This is a genomic window from Rhizobium sp. AAP43 (genome assembly GCF_001296045.1).
In the GTDB taxonomy this organism is placed as follows: domain Bacteria; phylum Pseudomonadota; class Alphaproteobacteria; order Rhizobiales; family Rhizobiaceae; genus Allorhizobium.
On sequence record NZ_LJHS01000003.1, the window covers coordinates 17481 to 39799 of the forward strand.

Here is a 22319-nt window from a genome sequence, read left to right on the forward strand (position 1 = left end):
GACTTGCCACAAGGCAGTGGAGAGGCAACAAACGCGGCAACCGCTCCAATGCCCGGTCGATCATGCAAATTGGGCGCGAAGTGCCTCGAAACGCTCGACCTGAGGCTCAATCAGTGCCCGGGCCTCATCGCGGCGGACGAATACCTTGAACATCGCCCTGCCCTCGCCGTTCATGAACCAGACCGAACAGGACCTGCGACCGTGAAAACCGCGATCGACGAAGACGATGGACACGCAACGATCCGTGCGGATATGGCCGCCGATCGGGCTGTCGCCATGGATGTTGAACCAGCCATGGCCTTCACTGCCATCCGGTAGACGCCCCTCGACCTCAAGCACGATATCCTCGGTATGAACGATCATGAGGATGTCGCCCCAGGTCGACAGATCGGACCAAATCTGCGCCCACTTGTCGGCAGGAACCGTAATCGCGGCCCCTTCCGGCAAAATGGCCAGAATATCCGCAGGACTGACGCCCGCCTTGGCAGCAATCTGCTCAACCACGCCATCCGGCTTTTCGGCAAGCGCTGCGCGTGCGCGCTCGTCGATCGTGCCATTCACTTCAGTAGCGCTCTCCATGATCGCCTCAGGCCGCTTCCGTCGTCAGACGGTTCCCGCCGCGATCTTCGTGAATGATCACGTCAAAGCCTTCGAAATGCGGGCCAGACAAGTACTGCACCTTGCTTTCGCCCGCGCGGGCATGAGCGGCACGGAACTGCTCCGATTTCGTCCAGGCGAGAAAATCCTCGTGGCTCTCCCAGACCGTATGGGAGGCATAAAGCGTGTGATCTTCTGCCACCGGGCCCTTCAGCATGTGGAACTCGATATAGCCCGGCATTTCGGCGAGACGCCCCTGGCGCGCCTTCCACTGGTTCTCGAATGCTTCTTCGAAACCCGGCACCACCCGGAAGCGGTTCATGGCGATGTACATAGATGATGACCCTTTCAAAAGCTGTTGAGACTGAAGCGGGATCGAAGCGCCATAACGCCCGGATACGGGCACACTGAGGCGCCTGACCTCGACCTGTTGCCTTGGTATTTAAACTTGTGTATCAAAGTCAAGTTAATTGTCCGCCGCGTTTTGTCGGCCATCGGCGACCGCTCGAAGCATCGTCGATCGACCGCGAAAGACGCCCGATTACAGGTACCGATCCATTATGCAGTCTGTCTTTTTCACCCGCCGCGCCGCCCTGATCGCCGCCGCAGGAGGCCTACTCCTTGCAAGTCAACCCTTGGTCGCCGATCGGGCCACCGCAGCCGAAGCTGCGCGGATCGTCTCCATTGGCGGAACAGTCACCGAGATCATTTACGCGCTCGACGGCGGCACACGCATCGCAGCTGTCGACACGACCAGCCTATATCCACCGGAAGCGCAGGAAAAGCCGAACATCGGTTATGTCCGCCAGATTTCCGCTGAAGGCGTCCTGTCGCAGAAGCCCGACCTGATCATCGCAGAAAGCGGTGCTGGCCCGGTCGATTCGATTGCAATCCTCAAAGCCAGCGGGCTGCCATTCGTCAGCATCCCCTCCCCGCCAGAGATCGATGCGATCCCGGCTAAGATCCGTGCCGTTGGCGAGGCCATTGGCCGGCAGAGCGAAGCTGGCGCGCTGGCCGATAAGGTTGCAAGTGAGCTAACAGCGATTGCGGCAAAGAACGCAGCCATATCTGGGCCGCGCAAGAAGGTCCTCTTCGCCTTGTCGCTCGCCAATGGGCGCGTGATGGCCGCAGGCTCACAGACCTCGGCGGATGCGATGATCAATCTTGCTGGCGGTGAGAATGCCGTACAATCAATTTCGGGCTACAAGCCGCTGACGGATGAAGCGGTGATCGCCGCCGCACCGGATGTCGTGCTCGTGATGAACGGCGGAGGTACACATCTCACCAAGGAACAGGCCTTTGCGCTGCCGGCGCTGGCCGCGACGCCAGCGGGGCGTAACGGCGCCTTCATCGCCATGGACGGCCTCATGCTGCTGGGCCTCGGCCCGCGCGCCAGCGAAGCCGCTGCCGAGCTGCATGCCAAGCTATATGATGGGCATGCCACCCCATGAGCGTCCTTGCTGTGACTGAGGCCGGCAAGGAGGATGGCGACCGTGCACCAGTCGCCGCTGTCGTCCTGTTTGCCCTCGTTTTGCTTCTCGCCGCCGCCATCGTCGTTTCGCTCGTCGTCGGGCCAACAGGGGTGGGCCTCCCACACCTGATCAGCTACCTGACCACAGACGGGTCCAGCCTTGAGACGCAGACCCGGATCATTCTGGAAGCCGTACGCCTCCCCCGAACCGGGATGGGTCTCCTGGTTGGCGCAGCCCTTGGCGTTTCTGGCGCGATCATGCAGGGCCTTTTCCGCAACCCCCTCGCAGATCCCGGCATTGTCGGCGTCACCTCGGGTGCAGCCCTTGCTGCCGTGCTCGCAATCGTGCTCGGCCCGACCCTTCTCCTCCCGCTTCAGCAGATCTTCGGCGATCATTTCCTGCCGCTGATGGCCTTCATCGGGGGCCTCGGCAATACTTTCCTGCTCTACGCGATCGCCACCCGCAACGGCTACACGTCGACGACGGCACTGATCCTGTCCGGCATAGCGATTGCCGCCATGACGAGCGCAGCCACCGGCCTGCTCGTCTTCGTCGCAGACGACCGGGCGCTGCGCGACATCACATTCTGGTCGCTCGGCTCCCTCAGTGGCGCAACAACCGCAAAAATCCTGGCGATCCTGCCTTTCGTGGCCGCCGTACTCCTGATCACGCCCTTCGTCGCCAGAGGCCTCGACGCCCTGGTCCTCGGCGATGCGGCCGCCTTTCACATGGGGGTGCCCGTCCAGCGCTTAAAGCGGATTGCGATTCTGGCCGTTGCTGCCGCCTGCGGTGCGACGGTGGCGGCTGCTGGCTCGATCGGATTTGTCGGCATTGTCGTACCGCATCTGCTGCGGTTGGCCATCGGCCCAGCGCACCGCTTCCTGCTGCCTGCATCTGCGCTTGGAGGCGCTGCCCTTCTGCTGTTTGCCGATACCATCGCCAGGACCATCGCAGCGCCTGCAGAATTGCCGATCGGCATCATCACCGCACTGATCGGCGCACCCGTTTTCCTGCTTTTGCTGCTCCAGCGCAACGGGCGCGAAGCGATGGAGGCTCGCTGATGATTCATGCGCACCAGATCTCCGTGCGTCGCGCCAGACGCACGCTTGTCGACACGGTCAGCCTGACCCTGGAACCCGGCAAAGTATCCGTCATCATCGGCCCGAACGGGGCCGGCAAGTCGACACTGCTCAAAACCCTGACCGGTGAAATCGCCGCAGACAGCGGCACCGTTCTCTATGGCGATCGCAACATTGCCACGCTGCGCGCCACTGACCTTGCAGCCATCCGAGGCGTCCTGCCGCAATCGACACATCTATCCTTCCCCTTTACCGCGCTCGAAGTCGTGCGCATGGGAGCCGTCGCGCATGGCAGCCTGGACCCCAATCGCGCGGCCCGTCGTGCCCTTGCGCGCCTGGACCTCGCCGGCTTCGACGCACGCCCCTATAACAGCCTGTCCGGTGGCGAGCAGCAACGCGTCCAGTTCGCCCGCGTTCTGGCTCAGATCCCCACTCCAAGAGGCGCCAGCGGTCCTTGTGCGATATTTCTCGATGAACCCACGGCAAGCCTAGACATCGGCCATCAGATTTCCGTGCTGGAAATTGCCCGTGATTTTGCGCGAGGTGGCGGGATCGTTCTGGCAATCCTGCACGATCTCAATCTCGCAGCCGAGTTTGCCGATCATCTCGCCATCCTTCACCACGGCCGCCTTGTGCGGGAGGGAACGCCCCTTCAGGCGCTTGAAGACGACGTTATTGCAGACGTCTACGGCATCCGGGGAGCCGTCGGGCGTCTGCCCGCCGCAGCTGTGCCATTCATCCTTCCGCAAGCCCGTCACGAATCAGTCGGCCGATAAGCCGGCTACAAGCATTATCCACAGTTATCCACAGGCAAAACTGTGCAAGAACACGAACGAAAGCGGAATATCGACGCGCGCTCGCCGAAACAAAAAAAGAACATCAACAATCTATTCATGTCCAGGATCGGTACATAAGGACAATCTCGGATAGCATCCGATGAAAGATTATCGCCAATGAGTATAGCTTTTTACGGCCCGAGTTAGGCCACGTCCGCGTGAAGTTGCACCATCAGATATCTGTATGCTTGGAGGCGGAATACTCATCGCGAGCCAGGGCAAACGAAGCGTACGACTGCAGCCCGCCCCACCCCGAGTTTCAGTCAGACGGCAGTCACGCCGCCGCCATGAGAATACGGTCGGTGAAATTGAGCGGAGATGCGTAGCCAGATTGGCCAGCCAAACTGTGCCATCAGTCCTCTATGCCGAGAGCTCGGCAATTGCAAAGACTCTGAAATTATAATGGCATGGAGAAAATGGTGGGTGATGTAGGGCTCGAACCTACGACCCGCTGATTAAGAGTTGCTGCGCATGGTGATGCTTTTCAAGCAACTAGGAGCAGTGCTGCTGTAAAATGCCGCCCCAAATAACGAAGCGTTTTCCGTGTCGTCAAGTTGGAATTGTAAAATGAAATCCACTGAAATCGACACCTGTGGATAACCGGCAGGTTGCCGCTCTTTGGCGTAATGAAATGAGAGGCCGCCTATGTGCGAATACCTGCAGGTGAATAACCTAGAGGGAATTTCAAGCGGTTGGCTCCGGCCCTTGGTCGCACCCTACTCTATAGAAACATTTAGGATTTTTCGGACCCAGGTCGCACCGTTCTAGCGTGATGAATCAAAAAAGCTCACTTAGATGCTTTGCAAGCCAGACGGCGACGTCGGGGATTTGTTGCAATCCAGACTTCATAGCGGAAAGCGTGATCTCCTTTAGGGCTTCGGCAGGAAGTGTCTTGATCTGCTCTGCCAGTTTCTGGCGGACCTCAATCGGTGCGCTAGATGTTTCCAGCTTAGCTAGCAGCAAACCCCTGATAGTATCATCGTGAAGTTTTACAGTGACAACGCCCAAGACGGCGGACAACCCTCCATCGTTGGCCAGAAAATCAAGCCCCTTTGCCGTGATCCTCACGTATTGCGGAGATCCCCAAACGACGTTTCCCTTCCATGTCACAGCAAGCATGTCATGTTCATGAAGATAGACCGAGTTCACCACATTCTCGCGTGTTTCGCCCCCCGGCAGACCCTCAAGCCTTAGTTTACCGGGATACCGCTCGGCCGCATCCGCTAAAATTCGTTTCTGAAGTTCCCTGTCAAGCAGCTCTCCCATGGATGCCCCCCTTGGCTACATCTGAGATCAGTCCCCCAAATAGTTACGCGGAAGCAGGACGATTTAGAAGCCTCCAGCGTGGCACTCCCTCCGGGCCCACCAATATTCGGTGATTTCAAAGGCATTTAGCAGCCGGTTAGCCACGCCTGTTCCCGTTGTCTTCCGGCAAACTGGCTACCCTTGACCGCTCGCGCTAGAATTGTTGACTGACGCAGCTCAACCCTTCCCTGTCCGTCAGCGCCTAGATATGGTCGCACCGTAAATCGAAGCTGGGGAGCCTCATGAAGAAACTCGTACTCGCAGCGGCGACACTCGCCGCCCTGTCGTCCTGCGCCAAGCGTCCGGACGCAATCGTGCCCGTTGATATTCCGATGGCTGTTTACCAAGGTCAAACCTGCCAGCAGCTCGGCCAAGAGATGATCAAGGAACAACAGAACCTGGCGGCAGTGTCCAAGGCGCAGAATGACGCCGCAAATGGGGATGCTTTCGGCGTGTTCCTCATCGGCGTACCAATGTCCTCAGCCGTAGGCGGCGACAAGGAGGGCCAGGTCGCAGTTGCCAAGGGCAAGGTGCAATCCATTGAAAACTCTCTGAAGAGCAAGGGTTGCAAATAGACCCATCGAGCCTCACGATTGGCCTCCTCCGGGAGGCCTTTCCATGTGCAATCTCTACAACATCACCACCAACCAGGAAGCGATCCGCGCCCTCACCCGCGCGATAGCCGATAAGCTCGGCAATCTTCAGCCATCGCTAGATGTCTATCCGGATCGGCCGGCGCCAGTGGTGCGCGCGACGGAAAACGGCAGAGAGCTGACCAACCTCACCTGGGGCATGCCCTCGCCACCCTCAGTCACGCAAGGCAAACCGGATAGCGGCGTCACCAACATCAGAAACACCGCGTCGCCCCATTGGCGCCGATGGCTGGGTGTCGAGAACCGCTGCGTCGTGCCGTGGACAACGTTCTGCGAATGGGAAGACACCAAGCCGAAGAAAACCAAGCGCTGGTTTGCCATCAATGAAGAAAAGCCCCTCGCCTTTTTCGCCGGCATGTGGACCGGCTGGCATGGCGAGCGCGGCTCGCTCAAAAATCCCCGGCCGGGCGAACACGAGCTCTTCAGCTTTCTCACCTGCGAGCCGAATGCGATCGTCAAGCCGATCCACCCGAAGGCGATGCCGGTGATCCTGACGACCGAGGAAGAAGTGGACCGCTGGCTGTCAGAACCGTGGGAAAGCGCCAAGGCGCTGCAGCGGCCCCTGCCCGACAAGGATCTGGTGCTGCTGCCGGTCGAGACATGAACGAAAAAGACCCCGCGAAATTTCTTCCGCGGGGCCCAGCAGCGCTATGACTGTAGTTCGTCGATCAGCACGCCCTCACCTTGCGGTTCGTCGTCGCCCTCCTCGCGGCTTCTGCATTCCACCAGCGCCATACGCACCAGATGCGCTACAAACCCATCACCCAGGCGTTGCGCCTCGATCATGGCCACCCAAAGCATTCCCTCAAGTTCCCGATACATGTGTATCTCCTCTGTTGAAGAGGAAATCTTAGGAAACCGTCACATTCCGGGACATCCTTCAACAGGTGGGGGTTCTCAGTCTCTCATTTCACCAGCCGCAGAAGCGGCTCGCCATCAGCGGCCATGTCCACCGCCTCAGCGAGGAAGGCACTCACAGCTTGCCCCTCGATCTTGGCGAGCGTGACAAGGAGGTCGATAATGCGGCGGTGCGCCGGGTCGACCCCATCAAGTTCAGCCCAAAGCTCAGCCAAAGGATCAGCTTTCAACTTTTCAGAAAGCCGCCTGAGCGTCTCGTTAAACCGCCGGGCATCATGTCCCGCCAACAACCCGTGCATCCGCCCTCCCAAATAATCCCGGAAAGCTGCCAAACATATGAAATGCAAAATTGTTTCAGGTGATCTTTTCCCCAATGGTACCCGCGAACGTTAAGCTAGGAAACCTCTATTGATCCGTCAGCACCGCAGCCGCACCTGACGACTGCCCACCTGCATTCGCTCGCCCGTGCGCTCGTTGACAACCCACCAATGCACGACATAGCGCCGCTCCGTCTCGCCCCTGAGGCAGGGCACGGCCGCCGCCACAATCCTTGTCCGCTCCGGCTGATCCTCGGGGATCTCGGGCGGCAGGCCGGCAAGCGCAAGCGATGGCACCAACCAAAACAGTATCGCCCGCATCAGCCCACCCCCAGCTTGTGCCCGATCCACTTCCAGAAGATTACCAGCACGCCACCAATCACGGCAGCCCCTGCCCCCAGCAGCATCTGCATGCCGATGAAGCGTTCCTTCCATGCGCGGATCTCGATGAATATTGGCTTGTTCTCTTGCAGATCGGCCGCCACGCGCTCGATCTTCGCCCGGCTTTCTGCCGCCTCGTCTTTCACTGCGTCAATCTGCGCATACATGCGTCGGCGACTGTCGCTGGATTCCTGCCGCGAAGCTTTTAAGTCCTCGGCAATGTGCTGCAACTGCTTCTCAATCCCGGTCAGTTGCCCCTTGAGTTCCCAAACCGTCTGCTCCGCATCAGCCATCCGTCATCGTCCCTTCAGCGCCTCGATCACCAGCGCTTGGCTGTTTGCCGTCATCACAGCCGCGCCTCCACTTTCAAAAAGCCGGAGAAATAGACCTTTCGCTCCTTGCCCGCAGGCGCCACCGCGAGCTGGTGATAGTAGCGGCCGGGCTGAAGCGCGCCCGTCTCGATCGACGTCAATGTAAATTCCACAGTCCCAGCCGCCGTCGAGATAGTCATGTCGCCAGTCTCGCGCTCGATCAGCGGCATCCCGCTTGCGCTTGCCGCCAGCTTCCATTCTATCGCAGCGCCCGTGAGCGCCTCCTTTTGTCCCAACTCGTCGAGAATGGGGAACCGCATCCCGAAGCCATAACCCTTGTCAATCGTATTAGTCATCGCGGCCGCCTTGCTATGAATATGGAACCCCAGGGGCCTCGCGCCGTGCGCAGCAGTTCCGCCGGCCGCCGCCCTGTTTCGATGAAAGGAAAGTTGGAGGGGCGGATAGCCCGTCGCTCGGTTACGCGCGGCGCGCGGGCGACGAAGAGCGAATAGGAAACCGTGTTGCTCTGATAGGTGACGGAAAGGGGCGCACCTGCCGTCCCCATCTCGCCGGGCACGACATCCAGCCGCCTGACCACGCGAACCAGCGCTTCGGCCCCGGTGACGGAGACAGCGCCCGGCGCAAGGATCGTCTGGCGAAGCGCCAGCATGTCGATATCGGCGCCAGCGACGACAACTGCCGCCGGCTGCAATCCAATCTGCCGTGTGATCCGCATGCCCAGGCTGCCGCCCGTCAACGAAAGCAAAACAGGCTGCGCTACCAGTCGCCGCGCCACGCGCATCGAGAGGGACGCGCCTGCAAGGGAGGAAGAGCCCGGAGTGACAGAGAGCCGCCGCGCCAGCGTCAGCGCCAGACTTTGCCCCGTGATATCAAGTGCGGCTGGCTGCAGCGGCAGCCCGTATTGCCGGTTGGCCGCAAGCGCGCGACCAGTGATGGCGGTCGAGGCCGCGCCTAGAGTGAGGACCCGGGTTGCCCGCAGCCCGATCGAGCCGCCCCCGATCGCCACCGAACCCGGCTGCGCGATCATCCCATAGACCTTGCGCTGCGTGGCCGGCGCAATCAGCCGGCTGAGGCTGGAGCCGGGCATCAGGCCTCCCAGATCTCGAAGATGGCAGCCCCGAAGGCGTTATTGCTTGTGGTATCGTTCGGCCCGCCCGCCTTGATCGCCGTGGAAGCGACAAGCGTCTCGACGCCGTAAGCCATATCCCAGGTCAGAGAAGCCCCAGGCGTCAGGCCTGAAACGACGAAGGTCGCCTCCTGCGTCACCATTGCCGTTGCCACGGCAGTGTTTTTCAGCCCGCCGATCGGCGAAACGCGACCGATGATGGTCGAGCCCTGCAGCACCCCAAGCAGAATGCTCGGCATGGTAACGGCACCATGAATGGTGCAGACCAGGCGAACCATCACCTTGCCGTTTGCTGGCACAGTGAAGCTGTTGCGCAGATTGGTCGTACTCATCGCGGTCATCGCGAGGTTCGCCGTCGTCGCCCAGGTCACGGCAGTCGTCGGGTCATACACTATGTTGGCAAGGCAAGCCATCGGGCCATCCTTCAGGAAATGGTGAGAAAGCCGGACGGCATCGGAATCGCGACGGCCTCGCCATCACCAATGACAATGGACGCGCCATAGTCGATGTACCCGATCAGCGGATCGGCCGGCGATGTCGGGGTGTCATTGTAGAACACGAAATAGCGGATGGGCCCGACACTGCCGCCGCTTGCGGTGAAAACCTCATCGGCCGCGTCAATAGTGACGATCCCAGCTGCCTCAGAAACGATCACGGTGTCGAGTACCAACCCGCCACCAGCGCCGCCGGTATAGCCGCCGCCCGTGGCGATCTGGCCAATATCGGCAAGCACCGTGTGCGTTGCCACATTCGGGGTCGTGTTGGTAAAGGCGACCTTGATCGTGTGCGCACCGAAATTGTGGACGCCCCGGGCAAGCTGCTCGGAAAAGTCCTGATACTTGGTCAGCGTGGAAGAAGGCATAGTTCAGATCTCCTGTTTCAAAGGTCCGTATGCGCGGCCATCATGCGCCTTTCGCCTTCGCAACCGCCTTCATCACCGTATGCCCGCCCATATAGAGGCCGGTATAGATGGTGAAGATGCCGAGGAAGGTTGCGAGATCGAGACCGATTTCGATCTGGATGGCGGTCCCTGCCGACCACAACGCCGCATTAACGACCGGCCGCAGAAAGGCAAACCACGCGGTGAGGAACAGCATGAGCCACATGCCGGCCGGCCGCCACATCCAGCCGAACCGGCTTTCCGAGTTCATCTCGGCCAGCATCAGCTCGTTGGAAAGCTCCTGGCCGCGTGTGTAGGCAAGAATGATTTCCGGCGATGCTTCCACGGCGCCAATCGCCGCCTCGAGCTGCAGCTCAGGCAGTTTCGGCAGGTCTTGCGGTGAAACGCCCGCCTGCCCGGCGATCGCGTCGATCACGGCACCGCCGACCGATCCGGCGACGCCACCGACATGCTTTTCGAGGATTGACTTGACCATCGGTGCGCCAACCTTTGCGGCAACGTCGATCAATATGGACGCGACGACACTCATGTGTTGATCTCCTCATCGGATCAGAGCCTTGGAAAGATGAACTCAGACGACGGCTTCACGGCCGCTCCAGGTGTTGAAGCGGCGCGCGATCACGTCGCGCTTGCGCCAGGCCACGAAGACCAGCACGCCGAGAACAGCGACAGCGGCACCCGCGGCAATCCAGCCCCAGGGCAAGCCCGTGGCGAGAGCCGCACCGCCGGCAGCAACACCGCCCGCAACGCTCTTCGTGGTTGCCTCGCCTGCAACGGCTGCCTCGCGCCGCAGCTGCGCAATCGTCGCCGGACCGATGATGCCGTCTGCCTTGAGGTGCGGATGGGCCTTCTGGAAAGCCAGAACCGCAGCTGTCGTCTTCGCGCCCATCCAGCCGTCAACCTTGCCGGGATCAAAGCCAGCCTTGACCAGCAGCCCCTGCACCTCACGCACCACCTCGTCGGGCCCGGAAGGCTGGGTTGCCTGCTCAGTCCGCTGCACGCCTTCAGGCTTGGTCAGGCGGTGGTCGCCATAATCCCCATGCAAGAAGAGCGCGGCCTCTTCCTTCCGCCGGCGCACCAGCCCCGGCAGCCTCCGGCCCTTGGCCGTGTTATAGTTGCTGCCGAGAATGGAGGCTGCCCCGGAGACATCGCCCCGCCGCCAGGCCTCAGCCCAGCGCCAGCCCATGGCGCCCGTGCCCAGGTTGAAGATCGCACTGGTCGCCGCATCCATCTGCTGCTGAGAGCGATCAGCGGGCGAATTCTTCACAACAGCCGGCTCGAATTCCGCCGCCAGCACCTCGGCAAAGATCGCATCGCATTGCGCCATGGTGATCTTCGTCTTGCCGGGCACCAGCTTGGTGATCCGGATCTTGGCGAGCGCCCGCCGAACGGCAGCGCTGCGCATCGTGAAGCCGGTTCCGATGGTCGGAACATCAACGGAATCGAGATAGCAGGTCAAAACAATGCCTTCATGGCCACGCGTAAAGGCGCGGCCACGCGGTGACGTGGTCGTGATCATGGGAGTGGCTCCACCAAGGACTAACGAAGTTTATGGAAGTGAATTAGGGGCTCGAAGCGAGCCCATGCTGGATACCGTTGAAACTCATCAGGGATAATTTCGCTATCCGTGAGCGGACATGACGCAGCGTTTCGGATCAAAGTAGCGTATGCTGACGAAGCCAGGCGATGAGGTTACGAGCGATCATCAGAGACCCGCGTCCGTTGAGATGAAGAACATCCGCATTGATGAGGGTGCCGCCCACTTGATAAATTGGGAGGCCGTTCGAACACAGATGCGACTTCATCGAGAAGAACCGATCGGGGGCTACAAGCTGGTCTAGCCCATCTTCCCCATCGCATCCAATGCGGAGCCTGGAGGCGAGCAACGTTCCAAAGTCATCGCTACGGAGGTTTTGGGCGATGATGTCCGATGGGTTCGCCCGGTACAGCAGAGGACGGCCAACGAGAACGACAGGGGTTCCAACCCTCCTGAATGTCTCCAGTGTTTCGCCGAACCCCGCACGCATTGCATCCAACTCTTGGAAGCTCGCAGCTATGACCAGATCGTAGTGGTTCGCGGGCAGAATTTCGTCAAAAAACTGGTCCATGTTGGACCGGCAGTTTGGGTTGTCCTTTGCGGCAACGCCTCGCACAGGAGGACAAACAGACGAGGCCCAGATCAACACGTTGGCCTCCTCCGCAAGGAGGGTATGCAGTCCTGCGGCGAGATGATTGGCGGTGCTGTCGCCGAGCAGCAGCACGTTCTTTTTCCCGTTGTTTGCCGCTGTGAAGCAGGCTGGGTCTTTCTCGTCTGGCTTCTGAGTGGGGAGCGCGAAACAATCGCGAGGGTAATGTGTAACGCCTTCGTCGAACCGGGTCGGATCAATCAGTGTCATCGCTGCACCGGGAAAGCGCCAAGGCCACCCGTCTCCAGACCAGACCACCACGGCGGGGGCGATAACCAGTGACGCGCCAACGAAGCATGCCGACATGGCCATTCTTGAGCTTATCGCCTTCGAGTGCCGGAACGGCGTCTCTACGAGATGATAGCTTGCCGAAGCGAGGGCAACAGATATCGCGCAGATCGCAGCCTGTCCCCACAGGGTCGGCGAACTGCCAGATGCATATTCCCAAAAGACGATTGCCGGCCAGTGAACGAGATACAGCGAGTAGCTGATCAACCCGCAATAGACCATCGGGCGATTTCCAATGATGATCCGACCGGCCTTGCACTGTCCGGAGAATATCACCAAGGCCGCACCAAGGCATGGCAGCACAGCGTTGTAGGTCGGGAAAACCGTCTCTTTGGAATAAAACAACACCGGCCAGATGATGCAGGCTAAGCCCGCCAGCAAGCCGATCCACGACCCGAAAGCCTTGTCTGCTCCGGACTTCCTTTCTGTAAGCGCCAGTAGGGCGCCGATCAGCAATTCGAAAGCGCGGAATGGAAGCAAATAGTAGATCATCGCCTGATCAGCCATTTTGGCGATGCTAAGCAGCAGGCTTGCCGACAAGAGTGCAGCAATCACGGCCAGACGAACGCCTCCCCCCCTGACCTTCATCAGAAAGATCATCGCGACCGGCCATACAAGATAGAATTGCTCCTCCATGCTCAGCGACCATGTGTGAAGCAGAGGTTTCAACCTCGTTGAGGTGTCAAAATATCCACTTTCACCGTAGAAGAAGAAATTCGAAAAGCTCAAAACCGCCGCGACGGCCGACCCGGCCAACTCCTGAAAAAGAGATGGCGGGAAGATCAGGCAGGCAACAATGGATGATCCCGTGACCGTAGCCAGAAGTGCAGGGAAAAGCCTACGCACCCGGCCGGTATAGAACGCGCTCAAATCGAAGCGCCCAGTGCGCTCGATTTCGTTCCGGATCTTCAAGGTGATAAGATAACCAGATATGACCAAAAACACGTCTACCCCGACAAAACCGCCGGGGAAGACAGGCGCGCCAACATGATAGAACAGGACTGAGAGAACCGCGATCGCTCTCAGTCCCGTGATGTCGTTTCGCATTGTGCTCGTCGTCATGGTTGCGGTTTACCACAACCTTCACGGGCGACAAGTCACAGCGCATACATTACAAAGTCGTCAGAAATCAGCGTCACTTGCACAGAGACCTCCGTCCCGTCGTGCGCGGCAGGCAGTGTGATCCTCACGTTCGCCAAGCCTGTTCCCGTGGTCATGCCAATCGAAAACCGGTCACCAGATCCGGGGGCCTGTGTCTGCGTTCCAGCCGTAACAGACATGGCACCCACGTTGTCTCTGATCACCATAAAAGTTTGGTGACTGATGCATTCACCCACCCCAGTCACGGTCCCCATTGCGACCACCTCGACACGGGCGCTTTTGTAGGTTGCGCCCATTGCAAGGACTTGGACGACATCAAGTGTCATCGCTCCGCCTGTGAATGTCTTGCGGTTACCCAACTCGGATTTCAGGGAAGTCTGGATGATTGAAACGCGAACACACCCAGAGAACACTGAAGATGGTGGTGAGACGCCTGCGCCGCCGTAGTTGCAGCCTACCTCCGTATAGGTGTCGACATTCGTCAGGCTTCTGATTCCCAAAACCTCGCCATCAAACTGGCAGTTAACGATCGCGATGTTGTGCTTGTAGAAGTTCGACGTTGTCGAGCCCGTGAGCGTCACACAGACATCGCAGAAGTTAAAGTGCACGCCAACCACCAGAATATCGCCGAAGCCGATCGAGCCGTTCCCGAGAGAAATCCCAGATATGTCTGCTCGGATGAGCCCGCCTGAAACAGTCAGCGTATTCGCGCCGTCGCCCGCAATGCCGTACTGAGCGCGGTTCCCATTGTATTCGTCGACAATGAGGTTGTCGAAGGTGTTGGCGCTGAAGAACGAAACGTACCACGAACCGCTGAGAGAGTGTCCCTTGCTGATTGATACAGACTGATTGAAGCCGGAGAGCCGAACATTCGTGAAGTTCCAAAGGGCGACGAAGTTTGATGCGGCCCCGGTCACACGGATGCCATAAGCACCGGATGCGTTGGTGATGGATGCAAAGCGAATGTTGGAGATTGCCCCCCCGCTGTTGCTTGCTGACGTTGCGTCAATGTTTAGGAGAGCGCCTGCTCTTGGAAGAAGAAGAACGGCAGCGTCAGAAAAACCGGCAAGTTTGAATGGAGTGGTTCGGACGATTGCCTGACTGACATAATACAGCCCGTCAGGGACGTTTACGGTTCTTGTAGAACCCGCCACATCAAGCGCCGCAACGATAGCTGCATAATTGTCTGTACCGAATGCCACGGTCTTGTTTGTCGACACGGATAGCGTCGTGGAGGCATTCGTGGAAAGCGTAACCTGCGTCGATGACGTGAAGCTCAAGATAGTTGAGTTGAGTATGCCGCCGGCAGCCCCCGCGCCCTCAACGGCGATGGATTTTCCAACGTCGCCGGCAGAGAACAAGGCTGCCCCGACCGTAAGGACAGCGGCGCCGCTGGCAATGCTCACAGTCGCTCGCTGCACTACGGCGTCGCCACGAGCGCCGAAGTCCTTGGCGCTGATCGCATCAGCCAGTTTCAGTTGAATCGAGCGGGGAACCGCTCCCGCGACTGCCTGCGTAAATGCGAGCTTTGTCGCGTCAATTGCAGCATTTGAAGCGACTTTCGCGTTGGTGACAGAGCCATCAAGGACCGCGCCGGCGACAAGATCAGCAAGTGCGTCCTCAGCCCGCTGCGCCGCTGCTTCCGCCGCTGCCACAATCGCACTCGACACCTGATCGGTGTAGAGCCGAAACTGCGTTCCCGAAATCCGCCCGATCACCTGCATGCCAGCCGGGAGGCCGCCTGTCGCCGGGTCGTTGCCGCTGGCTGTCTTGATGGTATAGGCCGGCCCTGCCCCGTTGAACCGGACGGTGACCGGCCCTGCCCCACTGGTCTCGAAGATGTTCATGAAGACTGGCACACCTTCAGCGACAGGGCCGGAGGTTGTGGCCTCGATCGCATTCGCCGCACCGGCGCCAGCGTCATAAGCATCGACGTAGAACGGTGGAATATCGCCGGGCTCAAGCGCGTCCGCGCCAACTGCCGCAAGCGCGCGCTCTACCTCTGTCCCCCAGACCGAGGCTTCGCCCAGGTCTGCGCCGCGTGGCGAGCCATCCGCGTTCACAGGCGCAAAGATGCTGGAGGCGCGTTTGGTCAAAACTGCCATGATGATCCTCGTATGATGAATAGTTCGGGATGCCTTAAGGAGCCGAGCCGCTGTAGCTGAGGTAACCGCTGCCAGTGCCGTCGCTGGTCAGCGCCTGGATGCGCCATTGCACACTGTAGGAACTGCTCGCCGAGTTGCTGATGGTTACATCGACGCCCGGACGTGCGGCGTAGGTGTTGACGGCGGCCCAGGGGCCGAAATCGACAAACGCGCTGGCCTTCGTTCGGCGCTCCAGATGAAAGGCCGCAACGCGCATCTGCGAGGTTCTGAGAACCGCATTGAGGCTCAAGTCGACGGTCTCGGCACTTACCACGGAGGGAGCCGCAGGCGCTGCGTTGTCGACAGCGACAACGGTGTTCAGGTTTGCCGAGTTGTAACTGCCCTCGTCATCCTTGAAGACGCGCACGCGGGCGTCGATTGTCGCGCCTTCGAAATCCCCGGCCACATAGGCGAAAGTCGCTGCGTTTGTCGCAGGCCCTTCGGTCATGCTCTCCCAGGCACCGGGAAGCCCAGCAGAATAGGCGCGATAAGTCGCCTCGGTCGTGTCGTAGGATTGCGCCGGCAAAGCAAAGCCTATGCGCAATTCCTTGCCGCCCCCGGGATAGGTGATCTGCAACGCAACCATCGGCGCATTCGGTGTGAGGAGATCGGATTCGTAACCCAGTTCCGGAACCACCTCAGGCGGCAGAGCCTCGTCGGTTGCCGGAACCCAGGCGGTCAGCTGAGGCCAGGCGACAAAGGGGATCTCGACCGATCCGCTTTCGTCATCCACCCGAGGCGGCTGCATTCTTACGACCGAAGTATCGCCGAGATCGGGCTCGGTGATATCGGCATAGAAAAGCCCCCAGGCCGCAAGCCCGACCATGTTTGTGACGATGGTGCCGCGATCGGCACGCTCCATGAGAAACCGCCGCCGCGCAATGCGCTGCGCTTGTGCAGCCGAGGGGCAGAAAGGCAACTCGATATCGAAATACTTCGGCCCGTAGCGCTCGATTTCGTCTTCAATCCGAGCCCAGGCAATCCCGTCGAGGTTGACTTCGGCGATTTCGAACAGACGCTCGGGTGAATAGTATTTGACCCGGCAGATATTCGGCCGCTCTACGGCCTCCGGCCCTGAAGACCAGCTGTAATCGTAGATATCTTCAGGCGTGAACGCGATTTCTGCCGTGGGCGTGTCATCGATGAACTCGAAATAGATGAGACCATTCTCGTCGAGGCGGATTTCCAGCCCTGCCGATTCGAGAAACTGCTTCATCGTCTCGCCGCGCTCGCTCTCCCAGGCCCAGATGCCCCAGAGTCGGCAACGCTTTTCGGTGCCGCTGCGCGTCGTTACCAGCTGGTCGGCTGCAGTGGCAGTCGCCGCGATCTTGGTCCAGTTGAACCGGTCAAAGCCAAATGCTGGATCACGACGAAGCACATGCGCGCAGATCAGCGGGCCATTGTCGGTCCAGGCCGTAAGCCCGGTGCGGGGATCGTAAATCAGCGAAGCGCGGGCGATCACCTCCGCATCCGGCGCGCCATTCTGGTAGAGGCTGAGATATTTTGGCTTGGTCAGGCCAGGATTGTAAAAACGCAGTTGCGATTGCGCGATCCCACGCACCCTATGTGCTGAAGTCCAGCGAGTTGGAAACAGCGCCATCAGGCCAGACCACGCCGTTTCAGATCCGGTGCCAGCCTTGGTCAGCCAGTTCGCCCAACTTCCGCCAGGCTTGACCCACGGCGGTGAGCTGATGTCGCCATTGGCCTCGACCGTCACTTCGCGCTGACCGAGGTAATACGCCTCGATTGCGTCGATTGGGCCTTGCAGGTGGCAGATCAGGCGAGCGCGGGTGCTGCCGTCAGAATTGCCAAAGGCTTTCAGCCCACCCACGCGCACACGCCCCACCCCCTCGATGACGGAGCTCTCACCCGTCTCGAAATTGCTCTTGGCATCGGATGGCTTCACCGCACCACCCCGGGGCCGGCCCGCCAGACCGGATGCGAGCGCCAACCCACCGAACACCAGAGCATTGGCCGCGATCGTTGCGAGCGTGCCAGTGAGAGATGCGGCAATCGCAGTGCTGGACAGCAGGAAGCCGTGAATGGCCGTAGCAATAATGGAGATCGGGTCCGCCGAGGCATGAGAGACCATGGCGATGTAGGACGCACCGCAATGCATCAGGAGCTTGATGAGCTTCATCGGATGGACCAGGCCTTGAGGATGGCATCGGCGCGAGGCCGAAGAATGCGATAGCCCTGCGGCTCCGCACGCCAGGCAAAGAAACCGTTGGCAAGGAAAATCCCGCCGCATTGGCCATGGGCATGACTGGTGATGACGCCAACGTCTCCCGCTAGCGGCGATCCGGTCTCGAACAAACCTGCCCGCCCCAACACATCATCCCAAAGAGCAAGCAGAGAGCCGGAAACATCGATCAACGAATAGGCCTCACCACGGCTCGACCACCGCGGCATATCGAGAGGGCAAGACCGCACCCGTTCGATCCAGCGCGCAGGCCAGGTCGTGCAGTCGCTCTCACCCCAGATCATAGGTTGGTCGATAGCCGCATCGAGATAAGCTGCGAGATTATCTTCAATCATCCCTTGATGATCTCCGTCACCTTGACGCCGACATATTGCAGGCCCTTGTCGCCCGGATACCGCATCTGCTGTGCTGCATCCGTCCAGGCCCCGCCGAACACGAAGTTCTGGCTTTGCCACAGCGTTTCGATGGTGAAGGACACTGTCCGGATACCGATGCCCTGGCTCTGCCGGCGAGGTGAAGACAGATAGCCGGGAAACAGCTTCTTGAGACCGCCCGACCAGACTTCCTGGGTTTCCTGATCAAAAGCGCACCAGTAGACATCAGCCGGCGCGCCCTCGATCAGCCGCGCCTGATCCTTGACCGAGCGCACGAAATCCACATTGACGCCCGAAATGACGATATCCAGCTTCGCCGCTTGGCCAAATCGCGGATCTTCGACAGCAGAGAGCGATACCAGCTGCCTGCCGCCCGGATCGGAAACCCCGCGCCATTCCACCCCGCCGACCGTCTTTCGCCCAACGCCATTGTGCAGGCGCCAGGTGCCGGACGGCAGCTGCAGTTCCACGAACCAGGCACGCGCAATGTGCGGGCGCCTGAGAAACGCCCGATCAGCCTCAGAGAAAATTGGCATGGATCAACCACTCATTCGGTGAAGTAGTCACGCACGTCGTAGTCGAAGACTTCGAACAGCGAGAGCGTCAGCCCATCGAGAAATGCCGGACCCCTTTCCGCATCAGGAAGATTCGTGGAAAGAAAGCGCATGGCCATGACGGGATGCAAGGTCGCGAAATCTGACGTCGTCAGCGCTTTTCGCAACGGCGGCCAAATACGGTATCGCCCGGGCTCAATCACCTCGGTAACTTCATAGAGGCCGAAATGCAGGGGTGCGAAGCCGACCCAATCCCCGATACCGAGCAAACCACCCCAGAAATCGCCTGCAAGAGCGACAACGGAATCATCCGAGGAAACAGGTTCAGCGACAGCAACGAGTGGCTTCGACATGCCCCAGTTGCGAGCATTGCTCCACGACTGCCCATTGCTCCACGGCACACCATCGCGGCGCTCAGTCTCAGGGACATGAAGTCCCGCCTCGGAAAAGGTCATCCCGTCCCAATCGCAGAATGAAACGCGGACAGCATTTGCACCTTTGTGCAGTGCCGTGACCAACCCGCGCGCCCGACGCGCCTCGACACCTCGCAGACTGGGAAACGAGAGCTGGATGTATCGCGCACCAAAGGGCGACGTAATCGACTGCGTGACGTTGCCGATCGATGAATTCGAACCAGCTCCAATCGTTTCGGGACCGCTTAGAAGTTTATATCTGTTCCACTTGAGGCCAAGTGGCCAGGACAAAAGACGTGCCATCATGCCCTCGTCTTGCGGATGCGGGAGACAGACATTCTGCTATCGATCACCTTGGTCAGGTTCTGTCTGTCTTGCTGCATTGTCCGCTCCAGACGTGCCACAGCCTCGACGGAGGCCCCGCGCGCATCGATGACGGGAGCGTAGGTGATGACAGCACCGCCGCCGATAGCGCCGGCCGCCTGGCCACTCGCGCCCCCACCAACCAGGCCACCCTTCGCATAACCAGCGAGACGCTTGAGATTGCCAGCGCCGATGCGTCGCGTGGCCTCGGCATCGAAGACATATTCCCCCTTGTGAACAATGCCTGCGGGTTCATACTTACCGCCATTGCCGGTATATCCGCCCCCGGCAAAACCCCTGAAAATTGAGCTAAGGAAACCGCCACCGCCGAAAAGGCTAGAGGAGATCGAGTCGATGGCGATGTTTGCAAGCTTGTCGATGATCTTGTCGAGCACGTTGGCGAAGATTTCCGCCCCACTCTTACCAGCGCGAAGATCCGAAACGATTCCCTGCAAGACGTCCTTGCCGATCGCCTGCAGCTCTTTCATCGCTTCCTGGCTGGCCTTTAAGGCATCACGCTCGGCATAAGTCGCTTCGACCAACTGCTCTATTTTTGCACGTTGCTCGTCAGTGGCGGCAGCTCCCGCACGCCGCAAAGCGTTTGCGACCTGCCGCTCCTGGTCACTCATACCGATCAGCGTCTGCTCGAACTGCAGTTGCTCGATCAGCTCGGCTACCGCCTTTCGCTCACGCTCCGCCTCACTGGCAGCCTTGGACCGCCCGCCGCCTCCTGCCTTCGGAAGGCCGGTCAGTTCGATCAGCGGCCGAGAATCCGGCGTAGGTCCATTCTCCGGCGTCATGAAGCCGCCGTTCTGGATATTCCCATCAGGGCTGCGAGTAACCCCGCCATAAGCCCCCTGCGAAGGATAGAGCGCAGTCGTCGCCGCACCGGTTGCGGCATTCAGTTGCTGCACGCTACCGGCGGCCTGCAGTGCCGATGCGGCAAGCTGATCGAACATTGCGCGAAAACCGTCCAGCGCAGGGATGCCCGTCGCATTGATTGCCGATGCCAACGCATCCTGGACGTTCTGGACGTCTTCGACCTTGAGCGAGCCATCTTCCGCAGCCGCCGCGAATTGTTCGAAGGCGGACTGAAGTGCAAGAATAACCTCGGGGTCCTGTCCCTGAAGCTGAGAGTTTACGTCTGCAAGAGCAATCCGGATGTCGTCAATAGCGGCCCGCGTCCCTTCGAGCGTGCCTTCATTGATGATCTGCGCGCCCTGCTGAAGATCGGAAATCTTCTGAGTGCGCTCCAGTTCGTCGGCATAGGCCTTCAACGCCGGAACCGCATCACCCCACTCCTTCGCCACCTGCTGAATGAGCTGCGCCTGCTTCTGCAAGGCCTCCGCGGACTTATCCGTTTCGCTGAGCAGACTGGTGAAATACTGAATCGCCGTCCCACCGAGCGCGATGATGGCAAACGTGGCAAGCGAGACCGGATTGAGCATGGAGCCAAAGGCCGTCGACAGTGCTGACACAGCCCCGCCCGCGCCTGCGCTCCCGAGGGCCTGGCTGATCTGCGAGCCCTGCTGCATGGCGATCAGGAACGGAGACTGTCCGCCCGCGAGCTGGGTTGCGATATCGTTCAGCTGAAATGATAGATTCTGCGCCGCCGCCCGTTGAGATCCAAGCGACGCCACGGCTCGCCGGCCAACATTATCAAAGGACTTCGCTGCATTGTCGTTCGCCCGACTAAACCGCCCTTCGATAGACGTTGCGGTCGCGCCAGCATCCTTTGCGATGGACGCAAGCTGCTTGGCAAACTTGGCCTGTGTCGCCTCGATCGAGACGAGCAGTCGTGCGGTGTCGTCGGTGGCCACGGTTCAAAATCCTGCAATTCCGAGGGAGGCGGCCCGCTCTGCCGACATGGTCGGCGGGGCCTCGTCAGTAGCGTGCATCTTGCGGAATGCTTCCGCGCAGCATGCGAATTCCCAGAGTGTCATCTCGTTCACGGCACCAGGCGGAAAGCCCATCGCGGTGCCGAGCATGAAATAGTTTGACCAGCGTGTGCGGCCATTCGGTAGCGGGTTCAGCTCTCGCTCATCACTGTCCCCGCTTCGCCCTCCCCCGGCTGGTCCCCACCTTCCCACATGATAAAATTACGCAGGATGTCAGCGGCGACGAGCGCAAGGGCATAGAGGCTTGCCGCCTCGGTTGCCTTGTCGATTTTCTTTCTGGCATCGTCGTCCGACATTCCAGCGCCTATCAGCCCTTGCCGGATCGGCGCGAGAACATCGTCGACCTTCCACTGCTGCTTCAGGAGGCGAAGCAGCACGACGGCACAGCCGGCATCGCAGCGGTCCTCGATCGCGCGGAGGTGGCCGATCCCGAGCCGGAATCTGTCCTCGCCACCCGGCCAGGTCTTTTCGATCGCCGGACGCATCAGGCCTTGGCCGTCCGCGTCGGCAGGCCGTTGAACTCGATTGAGATCTCGGCGTTGACCACCTGGCCTTTTTCAACGGCATTGTTAAGTTCTGCCAGGATGGCCGGGCCGGACTCGTATTCGGTGTCGCCAACGGCAGCGTTGACGTGCTGCAGGCGAATATTCTTCGTTTGGCCGCTGTACCACCAGTCCAGCATCATTTCATGGCTCTGCTTGGCCCAAACACCGGAGCCGCCCACCATGACTTCCTGACTCTGCACGCCCTTCTTGATCTCGGAAGGCAGGCTTTCGTCGCTGCAGTCAGACGGCACCTCGTTCGAGTTGATATTGGCCTTCCGCTTGATGTCGCGGGCAGTCAACCCGCAGACCTTCGTGTAGACGCCAGAACCTGATGTGATCTCGACTTCCAGCACGAAGTCCTTGAATTCGGCAGAGGTGGGTGCAACCATGATC

The 22319-nt window shown here is 59.9% G+C and carries 27 protein-coding genes; 5 read left to right on the forward strand and 22 right to left on the reverse strand.

Annotated features, from left to right (window positions below; translation table 11 throughout):
• Positions 1-60: 60 nt before the first annotated feature.
• The gene (gene hutX, locus IP76_RS01715) at positions 61-579 is read right to left on the reverse strand and encodes a heme utilization cystosolic carrier protein HutX (protein WP_054156459.1); all 519 of its coding nucleotides are present in this window, start codon (positions 577-579) and stop codon (positions 61-63) included.
• Positions 580-586: 7 nt separating this feature from the next.
• Positions 587-931: an antibiotic biosynthesis monooxygenase gene (locus IP76_RS01720; protein ID WP_054156460.1), complete on the reverse strand. Its 345-nt coding sequence runs from the start codon at positions 929-931 to the stop codon at positions 587-589.
• 226 nt (positions 932-1157) lie between these two features.
• Between IP76_RS01720 and IP76_RS01725 the strand changes: the two genes are divergently transcribed.
• From IP76_RS01725 to IP76_RS01735, 3 genes are read left to right on the forward strand one after another with little or no spacing between them, the layout of a single operon-like run.
• Entirely contained in the window at positions 1158-2048 is an 891-nt protein-coding gene (locus tag IP76_RS01725) for a hemin ABC transporter substrate-binding protein (protein WP_054156461.1), read from the forward strand.
• Entirely contained in the window at positions 2045-3130 is a 1086-nt protein-coding gene (locus IP76_RS01730; RefSeq protein WP_054156462.1) for an iron ABC transporter permease, read from the forward strand. Before IP76_RS01725 ends, IP76_RS01730 begins: the two co-directional genes overlap by 4 nt.
• Complete coding sequence (locus IP76_RS01735) at positions 3130-3924, forward strand: heme ABC transporter ATP-binding protein (RefSeq protein WP_054156463.1); 795 nt, start codon at positions 3130-3132, stop codon at positions 3922-3924. Before IP76_RS01730 ends, IP76_RS01735 begins: the two co-directional genes overlap by 1 nt.
• Before the next feature lie 837 nt (positions 3925-4761).
• On the opposite strand, the gene IP76_RS01740 is transcribed toward IP76_RS01735, so the two are convergent.
• Positions 4762-5250, reverse strand: a complete 489-nt coding sequence (locus IP76_RS01740) for a hypothetical protein (protein WP_054156464.1) — start codon at positions 5248-5250, stop codon at positions 4762-4764.
• Between the two features lie 281 nt (positions 5251-5531).
• Between IP76_RS01740 and IP76_RS01745 the strand changes: the two genes are divergently transcribed.
• Together IP76_RS01745 and IP76_RS01750 are read left to right on the forward strand one after the other, a co-directional pair.
• On the forward strand, positions 5532-5864 hold the full coding sequence (locus IP76_RS01745) for a hypothetical protein (RefSeq protein ID WP_054156465.1): 333 nt from the start codon (positions 5532-5534) through the stop codon (positions 5862-5864).
• Between the two features lie 43 nt (positions 5865-5907).
• Positions 5908-6546 carry an SOS response-associated peptidase gene (locus tag IP76_RS01750; RefSeq protein ID WP_054156466.1) on the forward strand — a complete coding sequence of 213 codons (639 nt, stop codon included), beginning with the start codon at positions 5908-5910 and terminating at the stop codon, positions 6544-6546.
• Between the two features lie 44 nt (positions 6547-6590).
• Here the strand turns inward: IP76_RS01750 and IP76_RS23015 are convergent, their stop codons facing one another.
• The 19 genes from IP76_RS23015 to IP76_RS01840 form a co-directional block, all read right to left on the reverse strand.
• Positions 6591-6764, reverse strand: coding sequence for a hypothetical protein (locus IP76_RS23015; RefSeq protein WP_156318442.1), 174 nt, complete (start codon positions 6762-6764; stop codon positions 6591-6593).
• 83 nt (positions 6765-6847) lie between these two features.
• Positions 6848-7099: a hypothetical protein gene (locus tag IP76_RS01755; RefSeq protein ID WP_054156467.1), complete on the reverse strand. Its 252-nt coding sequence runs from the start codon at positions 7097-7099 to the stop codon at positions 6848-6850.
• A gap of 117 nt (positions 7100-7216) precedes the next feature.
• Complete coding sequence (locus IP76_RS01760; protein WP_054156468.1) at positions 7217-7438, reverse strand: hypothetical protein; 222 nt, start codon at positions 7436-7438, stop codon at positions 7217-7219.
• On the reverse strand, positions 7438-7791 hold the full coding sequence (locus IP76_RS01765) for a DUF1515 family protein (RefSeq protein WP_054156469.1): 354 nt from the start codon (positions 7789-7791) through the stop codon (positions 7438-7440). The genes IP76_RS01760 and IP76_RS01765 overlap by 1 nt, the downstream gene beginning before the upstream one ends.
• 53 nt (positions 7792-7844) lie before the next feature.
• Entirely contained in the window at positions 7845-8165 is a 321-nt protein-coding gene (locus IP76_RS01770; RefSeq protein WP_054156470.1) for a hypothetical protein, read from the reverse strand.
• Positions 8162-8917, reverse strand: a complete 756-nt coding sequence (locus IP76_RS01775) for a hypothetical protein (protein WP_054156471.1) — start codon at positions 8915-8917, stop codon at positions 8162-8164. The genes IP76_RS01770 and IP76_RS01775 overlap by 4 nt, the downstream gene beginning before the upstream one ends.
• Positions 8917-9369, reverse strand: a complete 453-nt coding sequence (locus IP76_RS01780) for a hypothetical protein (RefSeq protein ID WP_054156472.1) — start codon at positions 9367-9369, stop codon at positions 8917-8919. Before IP76_RS01780 ends, IP76_RS01775 begins: the two co-directional genes overlap by 1 nt.
• An 11-nt stretch (positions 9370-9380) precedes the next feature.
• The gene (locus IP76_RS01785; protein ID WP_054156473.1) at positions 9381-9818 is read right to left on the reverse strand and encodes a hypothetical protein; all 438 of its coding nucleotides are present in this window, start codon (positions 9816-9818) and stop codon (positions 9381-9383) included.
• Positions 9819-9858: 40 nt separating this feature from the next.
• Positions 9859-10386, reverse strand: a complete 528-nt coding sequence (locus IP76_RS01790) for a 3TM-type holin (RefSeq protein WP_054156474.1) — start codon at positions 10384-10386, stop codon at positions 9859-9861.
• Positions 10387-10428: 42 nt separating this feature from the next.
• Positions 10429-11376 carry a peptidoglycan-binding protein gene (locus IP76_RS01795; RefSeq protein WP_054156475.1) on the reverse strand — a complete coding sequence of 316 codons (948 nt, stop codon included), beginning with the start codon at positions 11374-11376 and terminating at the stop codon, positions 10429-10431.
• A 136-nt stretch (positions 11377-11512) separates the two neighbouring features.
• Positions 11513-13393 carry an acyltransferase family protein gene (locus IP76_RS01800; protein WP_054156476.1) on the reverse strand — a complete coding sequence of 627 codons (1881 nt, stop codon included), beginning with the start codon at positions 13391-13393 and terminating at the stop codon, positions 11513-11515.
• A 35-nt stretch (positions 13394-13428) separates the two neighbouring features.
• Positions 13429-15537, reverse strand: a complete 2109-nt coding sequence (locus IP76_RS01805) for a hypothetical protein (RefSeq protein ID WP_054156477.1) — start codon at positions 15535-15537, stop codon at positions 13429-13431.
• Positions 15538-15571: 34 nt separating this feature from the next.
• Positions 15572-17716, reverse strand: a complete 2145-nt coding sequence (locus IP76_RS01810; protein ID WP_054156478.1) for a phage tail protein — start codon at positions 17714-17716, stop codon at positions 15572-15574.
• Positions 17713-18114: a hypothetical protein gene (locus tag IP76_RS23235; RefSeq protein WP_054156479.1), complete on the reverse strand. Its 402-nt coding sequence runs from the start codon at positions 18112-18114 to the stop codon at positions 17713-17715. Before IP76_RS23235 ends, IP76_RS01810 begins: the two co-directional genes overlap by 4 nt.
• Positions 18111-18689, reverse strand: coding sequence for a hypothetical protein (locus IP76_RS01820; RefSeq protein WP_054156480.1), 579 nt, complete (start codon positions 18687-18689; stop codon positions 18111-18113). Before IP76_RS01820 ends, IP76_RS23235 begins: the two co-directional genes overlap by 4 nt.
• 11 nt (positions 18690-18700) lie before the next feature.
• Positions 18701-19426: a hypothetical protein gene (locus IP76_RS01825; RefSeq protein ID WP_245281360.1), complete on the reverse strand. Its 726-nt coding sequence runs from the start codon at positions 19424-19426 to the stop codon at positions 18701-18703.
• The gene (locus tag IP76_RS01830; RefSeq protein WP_054156481.1) at positions 19423-21303 is read right to left on the reverse strand and encodes a phage tail length tape measure family protein; all 1881 of its coding nucleotides are present in this window, start codon (positions 21301-21303) and stop codon (positions 19423-19425) included. The genes IP76_RS01825 and IP76_RS01830 overlap by 4 nt, the downstream gene beginning before the upstream one ends.
• Before the next feature lie 209 nt (positions 21304-21512).
• Positions 21513-21866, reverse strand: a complete 354-nt coding sequence (locus IP76_RS01835; protein WP_054156482.1) for a gene transfer agent family protein — start codon at positions 21864-21866, stop codon at positions 21513-21515.
• Positions 21866-22315, reverse strand: coding sequence for a phage tail tube protein (locus tag IP76_RS01840; RefSeq protein WP_054156483.1), 450 nt, complete (start codon positions 22313-22315; stop codon positions 21866-21868). Before IP76_RS01840 ends, IP76_RS01835 begins: the two co-directional genes overlap by 1 nt.
• Positions 22316-22319: the final 4 nt, after the last annotated feature.

Excerpts from the sequence above, each read along its gene's own strand:
- IP76_RS01780 (WP_054156472.1), bottom strand. The coding sequence starts at position 9,369 with ATGGCTTGCCTTGCCAACATAGTGTATGACCCGACGACTGCCGTGACC.
- IP76_RS01800 (WP_054156476.1), bottom strand. The coding sequence starts at position 13,393 with ATGACGACGAGCACAATGCGAAACGACATCACGGGACTGAGAGCGATC.
- IP76_RS01735 (WP_054156463.1), top strand. The coding sequence starts at position 3,130 with ATGATTCATGCGCACCAGATCTCCGTGCGTCGCGCCAGACGCACGCTT.
- IP76_RS01790 (WP_054156474.1), bottom strand. The coding sequence starts at position 10,386 with ATGAGTGTCGTCGCGTCCATATTGATCGACGTTGCCGCAAAGGTTGGC.
- IP76_RS01840 (WP_054156483.1), bottom strand. The coding sequence starts at position 22,315 with ATGGTTGCACCCACCTCTGCCGAATTCAAGGACTTCGTGCTGGAAGTC.
- IP76_RS01760 (WP_054156468.1), bottom strand. The coding sequence starts at position 7,438 with ATGCGGGCGATACTGTTTTGGTTGGTGCCATCGCTTGCGCTTGCCGGC.
- IP76_RS23015 (WP_156318442.1), bottom strand. The coding sequence starts at position 6,764 with ATGTATCGGGAACTTGAGGGAATGCTTTGGGTGGCCATGATCGAGGCG.
- IP76_RS01785 (WP_054156473.1), bottom strand. The coding sequence starts at position 9,818 with ATGCCTTCTTCCACGCTGACCAAGTATCAGGACTTTTCCGAGCAGCTT.
- IP76_RS23235 (WP_054156479.1), bottom strand. The coding sequence starts at position 18,114 with ATGATTGAAGATAATCTCGCAGCTTATCTCGATGCGGCTATCGACCAA.
- IP76_RS01720 (WP_054156460.1), bottom strand. The coding sequence starts at position 931 with ATGTACATCGCCATGAACCGCTTCCGGGTGGTGCCGGGTTTCGAAGAA.
- IP76_RS01755 (WP_054156467.1), bottom strand. The coding sequence starts at position 7,099 with ATGCACGGGTTGTTGGCGGGACATGATGCCCGGCGGTTTAACGAGACG.
- IP76_RS01765 (WP_054156469.1), bottom strand. The coding sequence starts at position 7,791 with ATGGCTGATGCGGAGCAGACGGTTTGGGAACTCAAGGGGCAACTGACC.
- IP76_RS01835 (WP_054156482.1), bottom strand. The coding sequence starts at position 21,866 with ATGCGTCCGGCGATCGAAAAGACCTGGCCGGGTGGCGAGGACAGATTC.
- IP76_RS01775 (WP_054156471.1), bottom strand. The coding sequence starts at position 8,917 with ATGCCCGGCTCCAGCCTCAGCCGGCTGATTGCGCCGGCCACGCAGCGC.
- IP76_RS01805 (WP_054156477.1), bottom strand. The coding sequence starts at position 15,537 with ATGGCAGTTTTGACCAAACGCGCCTCCAGCATCTTTGCGCCTGTGAAC.
- IP76_RS01810 (WP_054156478.1), bottom strand. The coding sequence starts at position 17,716 with ATGAAGCTCATCAAGCTCCTGATGCATTGCGGTGCGTCCTACATCGCC.
- hutX (WP_054156459.1), bottom strand. The coding sequence starts at position 579 with ATGGAGAGCGCTACTGAAGTGAATGGCACGATCGACGAGCGCGCACGC.
- IP76_RS01770 (WP_054156470.1), bottom strand. The coding sequence starts at position 8,165 with ATGACTAATACGATTGACAAGGGTTATGGCTTCGGGATGCGGTTCCCC.
- IP76_RS01795 (WP_054156475.1), bottom strand. The coding sequence starts at position 11,376 with ATGATCACGACCACGTCACCGCGTGGCCGCGCCTTTACGCGTGGCCAT.
- IP76_RS01750 (WP_054156466.1), top strand. The coding sequence starts at position 5,908 with ATGTGCAATCTCTACAACATCACCACCAACCAGGAAGCGATCCGCGCC.
- IP76_RS01745 (WP_054156465.1), top strand. The coding sequence starts at position 5,532 with ATGAAGAAACTCGTACTCGCAGCGGCGACACTCGCCGCCCTGTCGTCC.
- IP76_RS01740 (WP_054156464.1), bottom strand. The coding sequence starts at position 5,250 with ATGGGAGAGCTGCTTGACAGGGAACTTCAGAAACGAATTTTAGCGGAT.
- IP76_RS01725 (WP_054156461.1), top strand. The coding sequence starts at position 1,158 with ATGCAGTCTGTCTTTTTCACCCGCCGCGCCGCCCTGATCGCCGCCGCA.
- IP76_RS01825 (WP_245281360.1), bottom strand. The coding sequence starts at position 19,426 with ATGATGGCACGTCTTTTGTCCTGGCCACTTGGCCTCAAGTGGAACAGA.
- IP76_RS01730 (WP_054156462.1), top strand. The coding sequence starts at position 2,045 with ATGAGCGTCCTTGCTGTGACTGAGGCCGGCAAGGAGGATGGCGACCGT.
- IP76_RS01820 (WP_054156480.1), bottom strand. The coding sequence starts at position 18,689 with ATGCCAATTTTCTCTGAGGCTGATCGGGCGTTTCTCAGGCGCCCGCAC.